Source organism: Burkholderia sp. Bp9031, assembly GCF_003857965.1.
Taxonomy (GTDB): Bacteria; Pseudomonadota; Gammaproteobacteria; order Burkholderiales; family Burkholderiaceae; genus Burkholderia; species Burkholderia ambifaria_A.
Map to the genome: position 1 here is coordinate 107,892 of NZ_QTPW01000003.1, position 15,931 is coordinate 123,822.

Below are 15,931 nucleotides of genomic sequence, written 5' to 3' on the forward strand. Positions count from 1 at the left end.
CTGGGCTGTGAAGATGGGGAAACGATAGCGCGGGCAGCAGGGGGCTGAACAGAGGCGGAACTACCGAGCCGGATTGACGGCAGGGATTCGCGGGAGTGTTCTTTTGATCTCAAGACAGCCTGCAACGTAAGGATCAGCGCGCACCCGCCGGCCGTCGGTGGGGCGGCGTCGACCGACGGGCATGATCGTGGCGACCTGGTGCTGATGTTCGCGCCGACGGCTTCGGCGGGTCTTGAGCTGGCGGACACGCCGGTAGCGGCGATTGGCGAATAGGGAAATCACCCCGGCGGATGTGGACATCATCCGCTGGGGATTTCAGCCAAAATTTTTGCGCATAAACATACGACAACATATCTCTAAAAAAGCGTGGATGAATGTGAGTGTGCGCACACACACAGAGCATTCAATCAATAAAAACAGGGTAAACGACAAATACACGTCCTGCATCGATCGCGTCTAGACTGCGCAATGTAGTACGACGACGTATAAATAGCGATCCGCCACCCGCGAGTCGACGCCCCTACACTGAAGGAGTCTCATGGCCGCCAACCGCCACCGTTCGCCTTCGTCGGCCCGGTCCCGCTCGCCGAAGCGGGTATCGCGCCGTGACTTCATCGGCTGGACCGGCGCACTTGCCGGCGGCGCCATGCTCGGCGGACCGTTCGCGGCCACCCGGGCGCTCGCGGGAGGCAGCATGTCCAATGCGTCGGCGGTCGACCTCGTGTGGGGCGAGCATGGCGCGGCGGCGCGCATTGCCGCGTCGCTCGCGCATGTGTCGCGGCTCGCGTTCCGCAGGCGCGACTTCGACGTCACGCACTACGGCGCGCGCGTGTGCGCGACCGTCGCGCAGACGTCGCCGTACCCGGCAGCGAAATCGCCGGTCAGCCCCGGTTCCGAACTGACGACCGCGCCCGGCGCATTCGACTCGCGTCCGGCATTTCTCGCGGCGATCGACGCATGCGTGCGCGAAGGCGGCGGCCGCGTGGTCGTGCCGCCCGGCAACTGGTACTGCGCGGGGCCGATCGTGCTGCAAAGCAACGTCAATTTCCACCTGAGCGCGCACTGCACGATCTACTTCAGCCCGAACCCGGCCGACTATGCAAAGGATGGCCCGGTCGACTGCGGCGCGAACGGCCGTCTGTACTACAGCCGCTGGCAGGCGAACGACTGCCTGAACTACGGCGCGCCCGTCTATGCACGCAACGCGACGAACATCGCGCTGACCGGCGAAGGGCCGACGTCGATACTGAACGGGCAGGCGATGACGCCGTTCTCCGGCTCTGGCAGCAGCAGCGTGTGCTGGTGGACCTACAAGGGCTCGTCGGGCGCATACGGCGCGAGCGCGACGGTGCCGAGCCAGTCGTTCGCGAATCCGAACAACGTCGACCTGCGGATCGTCGCACCCGCGATCCCCGATGCGCTCTACACACTGCTCACGTCGCCCGTCACGCCGTGGCAGCAGGACCAGAACTACCTGCCCGCGCTGTCCGAGGCCGGCGTGCCGGTCGAGCAGCGCATCTTCGGCATCGGCCACTACCTGCGGCCATGCATGGTCGAATTCATCGGCTGTACCAACGTGCTGATGGAGAACTACCAGACGCAGAACACGCCGTTCTGGCAGCACCATCCGACCGCGAGCCGCAACGTCGTGATGCGTGGCGTGACGACGAACAGCATCGGTCCGAACAACGACGGCTTCGACCCGGATGCGTGTACCGACGTGCTGTGCGAAGGCTGCACGTTCAACACCGGCGATGACTGCATCGCGATCAAGTCGGGCAAGGACCTCGATACCGAATACGGCCCCGCGAAGCGACACCTGATCCGCAACTGCACGATGAACAGCGGGCACGGCGGCATCACGCTCGGCAGCGAGATGGGCGGCGGCGTCGAGCAGATCTACGCGACCAACCTGTCGATGCTGAACGCGAACTGGCAGACCAACCCGCTGAACATCGCGATTCGCGTGAAGACCAACATGAACCGCGGCGGCTACGTGAAGGACTTCCACGTGAAGGGCGTTTCGCTGCCGAACGGCGTGAACCTGAAGGGCGGCGGCTACGGCAGCGCGCTGCTCGCGGGCAGCCCGATCAACGCGAGCGTGCCGCTCGGCGTCGTCACGCCGGCGGCCGGCAATCCGTCGGCCGCGCAGGGCGGCATCGTCACGTTCGACTGCGACTACCAGCCCGCGAACGACGCGGTGCGCACGCGGCCACCGGTCGTGCAGAACGTGACGATCTCGGACGTGAAGGCGAGCAACGTGACGCTGAACGGCGTGACCGCATCGTGCTTCCAGGCGATCGTTGCGCAGGGGCCGGTCGCGTTCGACTACAACGGCACGCCGCCGCCGCCCGCCGTGCAGCCGATTTCCGGCGTGACGATCAGCAACTGCGACTTCGGCACGCCGGTCGCGTCGGGCACGCCGACCGTCACGTCGCCGGGGCCGATCTATGCGTTCAACGTGAGCGCGATGACGCTGACGAACGTGACGATCGCCGGGCAGGCGGTCAATGCGACGATCACCGACACGCGGTGAGGTGATGGGGGAGGAGAGCGTTCGCATGCGGCCGATCGATGCACGCGAACGCGAGGCTGAATGCGAACGCGTTACGCCAGCGTCTTGACCATGTGGTGTTCGTCGTAGAAGCGTCCGTCGACGAGCAGCGAGCGCGGTTCCGTGCCGAACCGGACGAACCCTTGCGACGCGTACAGCCGTTCCGCGGTGCCGTTGATCGCGTTCACGCACAGCATCAGTTGCCTGCATTCCCACGCCTGTGCCGCATGCGCGGTCGCGCTGTCGAGCAGCGATTGCGCGATGCCGCGCCCGCGATACGCGGGGTCGACGAACACGCCCCAGATCGTCGCCTTGTGCGCGACCTTGGCGCGCGCATCGCGGCGCACGCCCGTGATGCCGACGAGCGATGCGTCGTCGAATGCGCCGAACACGGCGCGCTCATGGGTGGCGGTGATGCGCGTCGCGAATTCGTCGACCGGGACGCCGGCTTCTTCGGCGCGGGTCGGCAGGAACGAGGTCGGCGACGTGTCGACCGCGCGGAGGCGGACGGACTGGAATTGCGCCGCATCGGCGGCGTCGAGCAGGCGGATCGTGATCATCGGCCGGGATTGTCGTTGTCGATTTGCTGGGCGGTCGGAATCTGCGGCGCGATGCGCGGCAGGGCATCGACAATGCTAAGCCGAAACGCGTTTGCTCGCGCGAGCGTCGACCGTATGCGGAAGATGACGGTGAAGGACCGTACGCGACAAGCGTGCCGCGCTGCCTGAAGGAAGGGGATGAAGCGATGCGCGCCCGCCGTCGCGCCGAAGCGGCGCACGGCGTGGAGCGCGCGAAATCGTGGATACGCGCCCGATCAGCTCAGGCGCATGCGAGCCGGATCAATACCGCGACAGCTGATTGCCGTTGATCTGCACGCGATCGCCCGGGCGCAGGTCGCCCGGCGACTGTACGTCGAACGAGCGCGTCGAGCCGTCGCTGACCTGCACGTCGATCCGGTAGCTGCTCGGCGGTTGGGCCGCACCCATCTGCTGGCCGATCTGGTTGCCGGCGACGGCGCCGCCGAGCGCGCCGATCACGGTGGCCGCATCGCGGCCGTGGCCGCGGCCGAACTGGTTGCCCACCAGGCCGCCGACCAGCGCACCAACGACGGTGCCGGCGACGCCCGACGTGCCGACCGAGCCGTTGACCGGCTGGATGTTCGCGACGGTGCCGTATTGCGTGCCGTAGCCGTTGCCGTACTGGCCGCCGTAAGGCTGCGGGTTGCCGTATTGGTCGTACTGCGGCGCCTGGCTCGGATACGCCGGTTGCTGCGGCTGCACGTAGCCGGGTTGCGAATACGCGGGCTGTGCATAGCCGGGCGTCGCGTATTGCTGCTGCGGATAGCCTGGTTGCGCGCCGTAGTAGCCCGGCGCGACACAGGCGGTCAGCGGAAGCGCCGCCACGGCGACGAGCGTGGCGAACAGGACGGTCTTCGTGGAAGGCATGCGCATCATGGTGTTTCCCTGCATCGGCAACGTGTTCGCCGACGAATTCCGGGACGGGTGGCGAACTCGGCGTGAGTATAAGGAAAGGGCGGATGCGCGTCCGGTGCGGCCGGGTAACAACGTGTAAAGTCTGTTGCCGCGCAAATCGCCGGCCGCGCGGGGTGCTGAAGTGAGCAACGGTAACGGAGCGACGGGTCTCCGGGTGCCTGCTTCCGGTGACGCTGCGCGCTTGCGGGGTCGTTGGCCTTTTCGCCGCTTTCGCTGCCTCTACCGCGCCCACCGCGCCCACCGCGCCCACCGCGCCCACCGCGCCCACCGCGCCCACCGCGATCCCGCCCCGTCACCGCGCCAGACCCGGCGGGCATGCGCGCCGCACATCGCGAAATCGAATGCGTGGCATCGCGACATTTAATTGGCCACTGGTCGCCCCGTCCGATATCGTGACCGCATTCCCTGCCAGCGGTCGCGCCGTGTCGGCCGCGGTTCCTTCCCCTGCCCGTGCCGGCGTCGCGCAGCGACCGCCCACCCATTCCGAGTCATGACCGATCGCTTCTTCACCCACGCCGTCGATGCTGGCGGCCAGCCCATCAATCTCGTCGTCCATGACGGCCGCTTTGTCGCGATCGGTGCCGATTGCACGGCCGCGCCCGGTGCGGAAACGATCGACCTTGGCGGGCGCGTCGTGCTGCCCGGTTTCGTCGACGGCCACATCCATCTCGACAAGAGCTTCGTCGGCGACCGCTGGGTGCCGCACGAACCGGTCGGCTCGCTGCGCGAGCGGCTCGCGGTCGAGAAGCGCCAGCTCGCTGCCGCGCCGCCGATCGTCGAGCGCGCGAATGCGCTGATCGCGCAGGCCGCCGCGTTCGGCACGATCGCGATGCGCAGCCACGTCGACGTCGACGCGACGACGGGCCTGTCGAACCTGCAGGCCGTGATGGCCGCGCGTGAACAGTGGCGCGGGATCGTCGACATCGAACTGGTCGCGTTCCCGCAGGCCGGCGTGGTGACGTGCCCGGGCACCGCCGCGATCCTCGACGCGGCCGTGCGCGAAGGCGCGGACGTGGTCGGCGGGATCGACCCGACGACGCTCGACGGCGACGCGGACGGCCAGCTCGACATCGTGTTCGGCATCGCCGAGAAGCGCGGCGCGAAGATCGACATCCACCTGCACGAACCGGGCGCGACCGGCATCGCGCAACTGCTGCGGATCGCGGCGCGCACGCGCGCGGCGGGGCTTGGCGGCCGCGTGAACGTGAGCCATGCGTATGCGCTCGGCCAGGTCGGCCATGGCGACGTCGAGCGTGCGGCCGCGGCACTCGCCGACGCCGGCGTGTCGATCCTGACCAACGCGCCGGGCGACTGTGCATTCCCGCCGGTACAGCAGCTGCGCGATGCCGGCGTGCACGTATTTGCCGGCAACGACAACATTCGCGATGCCTGGTGGCCGTACGGCAACGGCGACATGCTGCAGCGCGCGATGATGGTCGGCTACCGCTCGGGCTTTTACACCGACGAAGCGCTCGGCATCGCGCTCGACATGGCGACGCACGCCGGCGCGCGTGCGATCGGCAAGGACAACTACGGTATCGCGGTCGGCTGCGACGCGAGCTTCGTCGCGGTGCGCGCACCGAATGCGGCGGCCGCCGTCGCCGGCGTGCCGGCCGAACGCTGGGTGTTCCGCCGCGGCGAAAGCGACACCGGTGCGCCGTTCGCACCGGCGCTGCGTTTCACGCGATGACGACCTGATTGCCGTCGCGGTGCGTGCATCGTGACGGTCCTGCACTGACCGACCACACTGGAACCGACATGACGAACCTGCTGATCCGCAACGTCCGCACCCACGCCGACGAAGCGCTCGATATCCTGATCGAAGGCGAGCGCATCGCGCGCGTCGGGCCGTCGCTCGCCGCACCCGCCGGCTGCGCGATCGAGGATGGCGCGCTCGCACTTGCGCTGCCCGGCCTCGTCGAAGGCCACACGCACCTCGACAAGACCCACTGGGGGATGCCGTGGTATCGCAACGCGGTGGGGCCGCGCCTCGTCGACCGCATCGAGAACGAGCGCCACTACCGCGCGACGAGCGGCCACGATGCGGGCGCCGCGTCGCTTGCGCTGTCGCGCGCGTTCCTTGCGGCCGGCACGACGCGCATCCGCACGCACGTCGACGTCGACACCGAGGCCGGGCTGCGGCATCTGCACGGCGTGCTCGCGACGCGCGAGACGCTGCGCGGCCAGGTGGAGATCCAGATCGTCGCGTTTCCGCAGTCGGGCGTGCTCAAGCGCCCCGGCACGGCCGCGCTGCTGTCCGACGCGCTCGGCGCGGGCGCCGACCTGCTCGGCGGCCTCGACCCGTGCGCGATCGAAGGCGATCCGGTCGAGGCGGTGGACGTGCTGTTCGGGATCGCCGAGCGCCACGGCCGCGGGCTCGACCTGCACCTGCACGAGCGCGGGTCGATGGGGGCTTATTCGCTCGACCTGATCCTGCAGCGCACGGCCGCGCTCGGCATGCAGGGCAAGGTCACGATCAGCCACGGCTTCTGCCTTGGCGACATCGCCGAACGCGAGCGCGACGCGCTGCTCGCGCGGATGGCCGAACTCGGCGTCGCGATCGTCACGACCGCGCCGGCCGCGGTGCCGGTGCCGTCGGTCGTTGCCTGCCGCGCGGCCGGCGTGACGGTCATCGGCGGCAACGACGGCGTGCGCGATACGTGGACGCCGTACGGTTCGCCCGACATGCTGGAGCGCGCGATGCTGATCGGCATGCGCAACGATTTCCGCCGCGACGACGCGCTCGAAGTCGCGCTCGACTGCGTGACGCACGGCGCGGCGCGCGGTTGCGGCTTCGCCGACTACGGTCTGGAGGCGGGCAAGCGTGCGGACGTCGTGCTCGTCGATGCGCTGACGTTCGCCGAGGCCGTCGTCGCGCGGCCGACGCGGCGGCTCGTCGTGTCGGCGGGGAAGATCGTCGCGCGCAACGGCGCGCTGGTCTGAGCCGGGCACCGCATCGCGGCGGCTGCGCTCATTCCCGCTCGTGTTCGAGCATCGCCGCGAGCGCCTTCGTCAGTTCGCTGACCATCGGATCGGCCGTCGGCCGATGCAGGATCGCGATGTCCATGTTCTCGATCGGCGCGAAGCCGCCGTGCTCGTCGGTCAGCACCACGTGGTCGTCGGTCACCACGCGCGCGGGCAGCACGCTGATGCCGAGGCCGTCCGCGACGGCCGCCTGGATGCCGCTCAGGCTCGACGTCGTGAAGCTGATCCGCCAGCGGCGGCCGCGTTCCTCGATCGCCTTGATCATGTCGTCGCGATAGAGCCCGCGCGGCGGAAACACGACGATCGGCACCGGGTCCAGGTCGATCGTCGGATGCTGCGCGCTGTCGATCCAGCGTAGCTTCTCCGGCCAGCGCACCACCGCCTCGCGGCTATCGCGCCGCTGCTTGATCAGCACGAGATCGAGCTCGCCGCGATCGTAGGCCGCGCAGATGTCGCGGCTCAGCCCACACATCACTTCGAGCTTCACCTGCGGATGATCGCGCTTGAACGCGGCGAGCGCATGGGTCGTGCGGCCCGCCGCGAAATCGTCGGGCACGCCGAGCCGGATCGTCAGCGCGACGGTCGCCCCCGACAGCGCTTCCAGCATCTCGTCGTTCAGCGCGATCATGCGTCGCGCGTAGCTCAACACCGTCACGCCGGCGTCGGTCGGCCGCACGTCGCGCGTGCCGCGGTCGAGCAGGCGATGCCCGGCGATCTCCTCCAGCCGCCGCACCTTCTGGCTGACCGTCGACTGCGTCGAATGCAGGCGCGCGGACGCGGTCGTGAAGCTGCCGCAGTCGGCGACCATCACGAGTGCGCGCAACAGGTCGAGGTCGAACAAAGGTCTATTCATTTCCGCACTTTTCTGGATTCGAGCATTTCATTTCCAAATATGTGCGACGACTTTTAACATGGCCCGAGCCCGCGGGCAATCGCGGTTTCGCCGGAGCCGGCGCGGCTGCGCGGGCGGATATGCAAGGAGGACACCGGATGTTGTTCAAACGGATCGCGATCGTCGGGTCGTTGGAGTTGACGACGCTCACCTGGCCGTCGCGGCCGCTGACGGAGACGCGCTCGCGGGGCGGCTGCGCCGCGCGGCCGATCCGCTGTGATGCGGGCGAGGTCCGCACGGCGCTACTGCTCGCGACGCAGGGCAATCACGTGGAGGCGGTGCGCACGCTGATCGACGCGGGCGTGAATGTCGATCATGTGAACTGGCTCGGCTGGACCGCGCTGCTGGAGACGATCATGCTCGGCGACGGCAGCGAGCGCCGTGTGCGGATCGTGCAATTGCTGGTCGATGCGAAGGCGAACGTGAACCTCGCCGATTCGAACGGCGAGACGCCGCTGCAGCATGCGCGCAGCCGCGGGTATGCGCAGATCGAGCGGATTCTGGTGGCGGGGAGGGCGGTAGGGTTAGCGGGAGCGCGATTTGCGCGCGGTGCTGGTGTCAGGAAGCTGTTGGAGGAACTCGCCGGCCAGATTCACGCAGTAGTCGAACGACGGTGTATAGCCGAGTGTCAGGATAGCATCGAAGCGCGACTGCACGAACGCACGGTGCTCGTTGAGCGGACTCAGGAAGGTATCGCGATGGCGCACGAGAAATGCACTTGCCTCCATCAAGCTCTCCGGTTCCCGTTCGATGACCAGACAGAGATCGAACAGGTCGCGCGCGGTAGGGCGATCTCCGCGATGCCACATTTTCTTGGCCACGATTTCCGCTGAAGTCTCGACCTTGACGACGTGGTCCATTAACGTCCATTCGTCGTAACCGGGGGACATCAGGTTTCGAGAGACCACGAAGTCGATTTCACCGTCGGGCAACACCAGTTTCACGAAGCCGGCGTGTTCCTCGTACTCGGTCGTGATGTCGGACGCGGCGTCGCTGATACGCGGGTTCACGTATCCGAGATACTGCGGGTCGGGTATGAAGATGTCGATGTCCTTGCTGACACGATGTCCGTGACGCAGCATGAGGACGGTGCCGCCACCGAACGTCCAGAACGGACGGGACGTGCCGTACTTCTGGATTTCCGCGATGAGCGTCAATGCTTGACGGAAAAGGCCTTGCCACGGCCGTCGGGCAAGGCGGCTGGTGTAATCATGCCCATACCTCCCGGTACAGATGAAGATCTTTCGACCATGCGGCAAGATTCTTCCAGATCGCGCGAAGTGGCGTACCGGAGCGTTCGGCAGCTTCTTCGGCGGCCTTGACTACCACCGGCAACGGCACCTCGTCGAGGATGACGGAGATCTGCGATTCGTATCCCGCCGGAATGTGTCCCGTGGTCAGCGCGTCGGCCAGCAGTCGCTCGGTCAATTCGCCCTTATAGCTGACGTTCGAGCTCACAACGGCCTTGTAGAGACCGCTTTGGGGGGGGCGCGGCTGCGCCAGGAGTTCGATGCCGAGCACGCCGAGCAACGGGATCAGCTTGTTGACGCCAAGATCCTTGACCTTACCGGTTTCAAGCTGATTCACCGTGAGGCGAGACAATCCGGCGAGTTTTGCAAGCTGAGCCTGTGTGAGATCGAGTTCGGCCCTCCGTTTCGCAACGGCCTGACCGATTTCATAGAGTTGCATGTTGACCTCCCGACGCAGGTTCATCGCGCGCGAATGTAAAGTATATCTTACATCTCAACGATGCTCGTCGCCACTTGTGACTCCTGATGCGGTATAGGCAGCGCTCGGTGACGCCGATGCAGAAGTATCGAGACAGCTATGGTCGGCCGCGCTGTATAGGCATATTTTCGCGAATATTCGCCAAAACTTGTTCTGTTGCAGCTAAACATCATGCCAGGGTGAACGCTAAAAATATAAGAAAAATCTGAAAAAATGGCTATTTTTAGGCCATCAATCAAACGTCATTCCTGATTTTGCCTTCAGCTTTCCCAATTCGCCCACCTCCATTTCCCCCGCTTGCGTTCAAAAATCAAGCGGTCTAGACTGCATCGCAGTTTCATCGAAGTCCCCGTCTTTCGCGTACCCGTGCCGGGCCTCCCGGCACGACGCTCCCCAACGGACGCCCGGCGCTTGCCCGCCACGTCGAGACCACAAGGACACACACCATGAACCGCACTGCAAAGCTCGTCGTTTCCGCGCTGGCGTTCGCGCCGCTCGTCTCGTTCGCGCAGGACACGGCGACGATCCGCTGGGGCATCGATCCCACCTATCCGCCGTTCGAGGCGAAGCAGCCCGACGGCTCGCTCGCGGGCTTCGACATCGACCTGCGCAATGCGATCTGCGAGCAGCTGCATGCGAAATGCGTGTGGGTCGAGCAGGGCTTCGACGGGATGATTCCGGCGCTGCGTGCGCGCAAGTTCGACGTGATCATGTCCGCGATGACGGCCACCGACGAGCGGCTCAAGCAGATCGACTTCTCGAACAAGCTGTATGCGTCGCCGGGCGCGCTCGTCGCGCCGGCCGGCTCGAAGCTGCTGCCGACCGCGGCGTCGCTCGCCGGCAAGCGCATCGGGATCGACCAGGGCACCACGCAGGAGGCATACGCGAAGGCCGAATGGGCGACCAAGGGCGTGACGATCGTGTCGTACCAGAACCAGGACCAGGTGTATCAGGATCTGGTGAACGGCCGTCTCGACGCGACGTTCCAGGACAAGACCCAGGCCGGCTATTCGTTCCTGAAGACGCCGCGCGGCAAGGGCTACGCGTTCGCCGGCCCCGACGTGACCGACGTGCGCATCACCGGCTACGGCGTCGCGATGGGCGTGCGCAAGGGCGACGCCGACATGAGGAAGCGGCTGAACGACGCGATCGCCGCGATCCGCGCGAACGGCACGTACCAGAAGATCGCCGCGAAATACTTCGACTTCGACATCTACGGTGCGAAGCAGCAGTTGACCGCCGCGCCATGACCCGATGACCTCCATGATCCCCATGATCCCCATGATCCCCATGATCCCGTGATTCACTCAATCGACAGGCAAGCCATGACGAGTATCCAGGACCGCGTCGCGAAAGCCGTGACGCCCGAACTGATTGCCGCCTTCCGCGACGAAGGCGCGGTATGCATCAAGGGCATCTTCTCGCCCGACGAAGTGGCCGCGCTGCGTGCCGGCATCGACGCGAACCTCGCGCAGCCGAGCGAGCGCGCAAAAGTCGCGAGCCGGCCCGACGATCCGGGCTGGTTCTTCGAGGACTTCTGCAACTGGCGGCACAACGACGCATACCGCGACTTCATCGTGCGTTCGCCCGCGCCATCGGTGGCCGCGGCGCTGATGGGCACGCGGACGGTGCGGCTGCATCACGACCACCTGCTCGTGAAGGAGCCCGGCACGCGGCAGCGCACGCCGTGGCACCAGGACCAGCCGTACTACAACATCGAAGGCGACGACAACGTCAGCATGTGGATTCCGGTCGATCCGGTGCCGCTCGAATCGACGCTGGAATTCGTCGCGGGTTCGCACCAGGGGCCGTGGCTGATGCCCCGCACGTTCATGGACAAGGAGGCGAAGTGGTTTCCGGAAGGCAGCCTCGCCGACCTGCCCGACATCGAGGCCGACCGTTCCGCATTCCCGATTCGCCACTGGGCGCTCGAGCCGGGCGACATGGTGTGCTTCCGGATGCTGACGCTGCATGCGTCGGGCGGGACGCAGAACCGCCGGCGCGCGTTCTCGATCCGCTTCGTCGGCGACGATATTCGCCACGCGCCGCGCCGCTGGAAGACGTCGCCGGATTTCCCGGGGCTAGCCGACGAACTGCCGGACGGCGCGCCGCTCGAGCATGCGCTGTTTCCGGTCGTGTGGTCGCGCGATGCGGGGCAGGTCGGAGCGATCTGAGCGGCGCAGAACGACGACATCACGCAGGAGCACGCGCGCGGCGGCCGTTTCGCGATGAAGCGGCCGCCGCGCGTGGTCGTTTTCAGGTGCTGAAGCAGGTTCAGGTCTGGTGACGTCCGGCGCCCGGCTTGAAGCGCGAGCCGAGCCGGTAGCGGTTGCCCGGATGCAGGAAGTGCACGAACGTGACGGGCAGCCCGTTCGTCCAGGTGCGGCGCGTGAGCGTGAGGCACGGCTCGTCGGCGCGCATGTCGAGGAGCCGCGCCTGTTCGCCGGTCGGCAGCGACGCATCGACGACGTGCTCGATCTCCAGTTCGTAGTGCGACACGTTGTTGAACAGGTACTCGGACGGCGGCTCGACCTGGAAATCCTGGTCGATGAATTCAGGCGCGGCGGCCGGGTTCACGTAGCGATCCTCGAGCTGGATCGGGCGGCCGTTTTCCTCATGCACGCACACCACGTGAAAGACCGGCGTGTTGACCGCCAGCCCGAACGCGGCCGCGACGTCGAACGAGGCCGGCTCGCGCGACTGGCTGAGCACGCGGCAGCGATATTCGTGCCCGCGCGCGCGGATCTCGTCGCGGATGTGCGCGATCATCAGCAGGTTCGACTGCGGCTTCATTTCGGCGACGAAGGTGCCGACGCCCGCGATGCGCTTCAGCACGCCTTCCTCGGTCAGCTCGCGCAGCGCGCGGTTGACCGTCATGCGCGCGACGCCGAATTGCGCGGCGAGATCGAGTTCGGACGGAATGCGGTCCCCCGGGCGCCAGTCGCCCGCATCGACGTTCTGGCGAACGAGCGTCTTGATTTGCTGGAACGGTGCGGTGGTCTTCGTGACCATCGGGGAATCCTTTGGGGGGAAAGGCAACCGCGAAATTCTATCCCGGATCAGGTCGTGGGCAGTTCGCGAACGTCGGCCGTCGGCGCCGAACCGAACGCATCGCTCAGCGCGTAGCCGATGAGCTGCCGCGCGGCGGCCTCGGGCGTCGACAGCGCGCCGCTTGCCTTCAATTGGTCGAATTTCTCGCGCATCGGGAAATTCTCTTCGCTGGTCGAGCGGATCGTCGCCTGCATGCCGGTATCGACGACGCCCGGCGCGACGCTGCAGATCCGCAGTGCGCGATTCGCGTCGAGCGCGACGGCGCGTGCGTGATGATCGAGCGCGGCCTTGGTCGCGCAATAGACGCTCCAGCCCGCGTAGGCGTTGCGCGCCGCGCCGCTCGACACATGCAGGATCCGGCATTCGGTCGGGGCCGATACCGCCTGCACGAGCGCGGCCGACAACATCAGCGGCGCCGCGACATTCACGCCGACCGCGCGCGCGACGAGCGTCGGGTCCTGCGCGTCGAGCGGTCCGATCGGATCGACGATGCCCGCGTTGTTGAAGAGCAGCACGATCGACGCGCCGTCGACGAAGCGGCGCAGCGTGTCGCCGGCGAGCCAGGTCGCGACGGCCGACGTGTCCGACAGGTCGAGTTCGATTTCGGCGAAGCGCTCGCCAGCCTGCGCGGCGAGCGACGGATGACGGCTGCGCGACACGCCGAGCACGGCGATGCCTTCCTGCAGCAGTTGTTCGGCGAGCGACGCGCCGAGGCCGCGTGTGTGTCCGGTGACGATGGCGCGCACGTTCGGCGCTGAAGAGGATGCAGTCATGGCGGTGAACGGGTGAACGGATGAACCGTGTTGACGAGTGGCGTGGCGCGCATGCGCGGCGACACGGCGTGCGGGACGGGCGATGCGCGGGGTTGGCGTTGCGTGCGAAGGCGGCCGCGTGCGGCGGCGCGTCTCCGGGTGAACGCGTATCGTAGCGCTGGCCTGAGCGACGCGCAAACGCGCAAACGCTCGGCGACGCCGCGCGCGGGCGCTGACTCGGCGCGAGAATACGCGACGCCGCCCGCACGCATCGTCGCGCGGTGCCGCCCGCCCGATACGTTCGGACGAATGCCGGCTGCGGCAAGTTCGCGCGCCGTCGTGCGAGTGGCGCCGGGCCCCACGTCGCGAGCTATCATATGGCTCGCCCTTTCGCGACGCCGGACGGGCCGCGACCGTTTCCCTTCACCTGCTGCACGCTGCGACACGATCCATGAACACCACGCCGGACATGCCCACGCCACGCGCTCTGCGCGAACTCACGCCCCTCGAGGCCCGCATTATCGGGGTGCTCGTCGAGAAGCAGCACACGGTGCCGGACACCTATCCGCTGTCGCTGAATGCGCTGACCGCGGGCTGCAACCAGAAAACCGCGCGCTTGCCGGTGATGAACGTCAGCGAGGATGAAGTCACGACCGCGCTCGACGGGCTCAAGCACCTGAGCCTCGTGATGGAGGGCAGCAGCAGCCGCGTGCCGCGTTTCGAGCACAACATGAACCGCGTGCTCGGCATCCCGAGCCAGGCGATCGCGCTGCTGACGATCCTGCTGCTGCGCGGCCCGCAGACGGCCGCCGAACTGCGCCTGAACAGCGCGCGCCTGCACGGCTTCGCGGATATCTCGTCGGTCGAGGCGTTCCTCGACGAACTCGCGGCGCGTGCGCAGCCGCTCGTCGTCCGGCTGCCGCGTGCGCCCGGTGCGCGCGAGAACCGCTGGATGCACCTGATGTGCGGCGAGGTGAACATTGCCGATTTCGCCGGTTCCGATGCGGTTGGCGGCGCGGATTCCGTTCCGCCGTCGGAGTTCGAGGCGTTGAAGGCCGAGCAGAAGCGGCTTGCTGATGAAGTAGCGCGGCTGAACGCACTCGTTCAGCGGATGGCGACCGAACTCGGAATCGACGTCGACGCACCGGGCGACGCGGGCTGACGGGGCGCCTGAACCAACTCGATACCGGCGCGCCTGCGGGTGCGCCGGATGATGAACCTGCCTCGCTCCGCGGCCCGCACCCGCACCCGCACTACCAGCGGCACCCTGTCTTCCCGGACGCATCGACGTCCTGCGCCCACGCGAAATCGGTCTTCTTGCCGGTACGCGCATGGGTGTACGTCATCGAATAGACGATCGCACCCTGGCTCATCATTTCGTACTCACCGTTGATCTTGCCGTCGACCATTTCCCACCAGGTTGTCGTGAACTGGTACGGGCGGCCTTCCGCGAGTTCTTCCTGATCCACGTGCTTGAGCAGCAGCGGGATCGCCGACTTCGATTTCGCGTACCGGACGACACCGCCTTGCCATTTGGCGACGTCGTCGTAATACGTGCGCAGCTCGAAGCGCACGGGTTTGTCGCCGGTCGTCCTGAAGCACAGCACTTCCGTGCTGACGTCGGCCGACGCGGGCAATGCGATGCATAGCAGCAACGCGGCGAGTGCTTTTTTCATATCGACATGTGCGTGGTGAAGAGGCGATTCAACCGACGCTGATGCGCGTGGCGCCCGCGTCGACGAGCCGGAACAGGAGGTCCTCGACGGCCGCGCCCGGCGCCGAACCGAGATCCGCGTTCACGCGCCATCCTTGCTCCGTGCGTGCCGGCTCCGACAGATAGTGAACGATGCCGTGCAGGCCGTCTTCGGCCGGCACGCCTTCGTCGTCGGCGTCGAACCACGCGAAGAACCATGTCTTGAACACGTCGGTGGCCGCGGCTTCGGCGAGACCGTCGGCTTCGATCGTGGCCCAGTCCCACACGAACGGCCGGATCGATACGGTCGCCGTTTCGAGTTCGAACGCGAATGGCTCGAAATCGAGTTGCGCGGTCGAGTCGACCATCGCCGGCTGGCCGGCCGATTCGCCTTCGGTGCGAACGATGTCGGCGCGGCACGGCAGCGCGAGCGGGCCTTCGGTGGCGAGCGTGCCGTCGGCTTTCCGGAAGGCCGGTTCGACGACGGCCGCCGGTTGCGTTGCCGCTTGCGCGAGCAGGTCGGCGTAGGGCTGGCGGATGGCGCCGAGCAGTTCGGATACGGTCATCTTGGCGGTCGGGTCGAGTTGCGAGCGGTCAATCACGGACGGATGGTGCGTCGTGCCGCCTGCGTCGAACGACGGGCGCATCGGCAGCGGACAGCCACGATCGTACGGCACTTCGGTGACACGCGACCACTCGGCCGAATGGCCGGCAGCCTCGGACCGCGCCGCGCGTCGCTGCCGCCCCGCGCGAGTGCCATAATCGAGCCTGCCCATCATTCCA

Annotated in this window: 15 protein-coding genes and 1 pseudogene; 7 read left to right on the forward strand and 9 right to left on the reverse strand. The window is 67.0% G+C overall.

The features are described 5' to 3' along the window. Nucleotides 1-538: 538 nt before the first annotated feature. Nucleotides 539-2,536 carry a glycosyl hydrolase family 28 protein gene (locus tag DIE15_RS05530; RefSeq protein ID WP_124832603.1) on the forward strand — a complete coding sequence of 666 codons (1,998 nt, stop codon included), beginning with the start codon at nt 539-541 and terminating at the stop codon, nt 2,534-2,536. A 71-nt stretch (nt 2,537-2,607) separates the two neighbouring features. On the opposite strand, the gene DIE15_RS05535 is transcribed toward DIE15_RS05530, so the two are convergent. Beyond that, nucleotides 2,608-3,114, reverse strand: a complete 507-nt coding sequence (locus tag DIE15_RS05535; RefSeq protein ID WP_124832604.1) for a GNAT family N-acetyltransferase — start codon at nt 3,112-3,114, stop codon at nt 2,608-2,610. Between the two features lie 279 nt (nt 3,115-3,393). Beyond that, complete coding sequence (locus DIE15_RS05540; RefSeq protein ID WP_057925530.1) at nt 3,394-4,008, reverse strand: glycine zipper 2TM domain-containing protein; 615 nt, start codon at nt 4,006-4,008, stop codon at nt 3,394-3,396. A 529-nt stretch (nt 4,009-4,537) separates the two neighbouring features. Here DIE15_RS05540 and DIE15_RS05550 point away from each other — a divergent pair. Continuing rightward, nucleotides 4,538-5,737 (forward strand): amidohydrolase family protein, encoded by a 1,200-nt coding sequence (locus tag DIE15_RS05550; protein WP_124832606.1) that lies wholly within the window; start codon nt 4,538-4,540, stop codon nt 5,735-5,737. A 68-nt stretch (nt 5,738-5,805) separates the two neighbouring features. Continuing rightward, nucleotides 5,806-6,990 (forward strand): amidohydrolase family protein, encoded by a 1,185-nt coding sequence (locus DIE15_RS05555; protein ID WP_057925714.1) that lies wholly within the window; start codon nt 5,806-5,808, stop codon nt 6,988-6,990. A 28-nt stretch (nt 6,991-7,018) separates the two neighbouring features. On the opposite strand, the gene DIE15_RS05560 is transcribed toward DIE15_RS05555, so the two are convergent. After that, nucleotides 7,019-7,885, reverse strand: coding sequence for a LysR family transcriptional regulator (locus DIE15_RS05560; protein WP_057925532.1), 867 nt, complete (start codon nt 7,883-7,885; stop codon nt 7,019-7,021). Nucleotides 7,886-8,022: 137 nt separating this feature from the next. Between DIE15_RS05560 and DIE15_RS05565 the strand changes: the two are divergent. Beyond that, nucleotides 8,023-8,235 (forward strand): annotated as a pseudogene (locus tag DIE15_RS05565) (ankyrin repeat domain-containing protein); the annotation flags it as partial. Between the two features lie 213 nt (nt 8,236-8,448). Here DIE15_RS05565 and DIE15_RS05570 read toward each other — a convergent pair. Both DIE15_RS05570 and DIE15_RS05575 read right to left on the reverse strand, forming a co-directional pair. Next, nucleotides 8,449-9,006, reverse strand: a complete 558-nt coding sequence (locus DIE15_RS05570) for a nucleotidyl transferase AbiEii/AbiGii toxin family protein (RefSeq protein WP_260428189.1) — start codon at nt 9,004-9,006, stop codon at nt 8,449-8,451. Nucleotides 9,007-9,133: 127 nt separating this feature from the next. Then, nucleotides 9,134-9,613 carry a helix-turn-helix domain-containing protein gene (locus DIE15_RS05575; RefSeq protein ID WP_057925716.1) on the reverse strand — a complete coding sequence of 160 codons (480 nt, stop codon included), beginning with the start codon at nt 9,611-9,613 and terminating at the stop codon, nt 9,134-9,136. A gap of 485 nt (nt 9,614-10,098) precedes the next feature. On the opposite strand from DIE15_RS05575, the gene DIE15_RS05580 reads away from it, so the two are divergent. Further along, nucleotides 10,099-10,902, forward strand: coding sequence for an ABC transporter substrate-binding protein (locus tag DIE15_RS05580; protein ID WP_057925534.1), 804 nt, complete (start codon nt 10,099-10,101; stop codon nt 10,900-10,902). Nucleotides 10,903-10,977: 75 nt separating this feature from the next. Next, a complete protein-coding gene (locus tag DIE15_RS05585; protein ID WP_057925535.1) occupies nt 10,978-11,826 on the forward strand; it encodes a phytanoyl-CoA dioxygenase family protein in 849 nt (282 codons plus the stop codon). Between the two features lie 100 nt (nt 11,827-11,926). On the opposite strand, the gene hutC is transcribed toward DIE15_RS05585, so the two are convergent. Continuing rightward, the gene (hutC, locus tag DIE15_RS05590; protein WP_057925536.1) at nt 11,927-12,664 is read right to left on the reverse strand and encodes a histidine utilization repressor; all 738 of its coding nucleotides are present in this window, start codon (nt 12,662-12,664) and stop codon (nt 11,927-11,929) included. 47 nt (nt 12,665-12,711) lie between these two features. Beyond that, entirely contained in the window at nt 12,712-13,476 is a 765-nt protein-coding gene (locus DIE15_RS05595; protein ID WP_124832607.1) for an SDR family oxidoreductase, read from the reverse strand. 430 nt (nt 13,477-13,906) lie between these two features. Here DIE15_RS05595 and DIE15_RS05600 point away from each other — a divergent pair, with 430 nt between their 5' ends. Next, nucleotides 13,907-14,617, forward strand: coding sequence for a YceH family protein (locus DIE15_RS05600; RefSeq protein WP_057925538.1), 711 nt, complete (start codon nt 13,907-13,909; stop codon nt 14,615-14,617). Nucleotides 14,618-14,708: 91 nt separating this feature from the next. Here DIE15_RS05600 and DIE15_RS05605 read toward each other — a convergent pair whose 3' ends face one another. Both DIE15_RS05605 and DIE15_RS05610 read right to left on the reverse strand, forming a co-directional pair. Further along, nucleotides 14,709-15,131 (reverse strand): hypothetical protein, encoded by a 423-nt coding sequence (locus DIE15_RS05605; RefSeq protein ID WP_124832608.1) that lies wholly within the window; start codon nt 15,129-15,131, stop codon nt 14,709-14,711. Nucleotides 15,132-15,159: 28 nt separating this feature from the next. Then, a complete protein-coding gene (locus DIE15_RS05610) occupies nt 15,160-15,714 on the reverse strand; it encodes a hypothetical protein (protein ID WP_057925717.1) in 555 nt (184 codons plus the stop codon). Between the last annotated feature and the right edge of the window lie 217 nt (nt 15,715-15,931).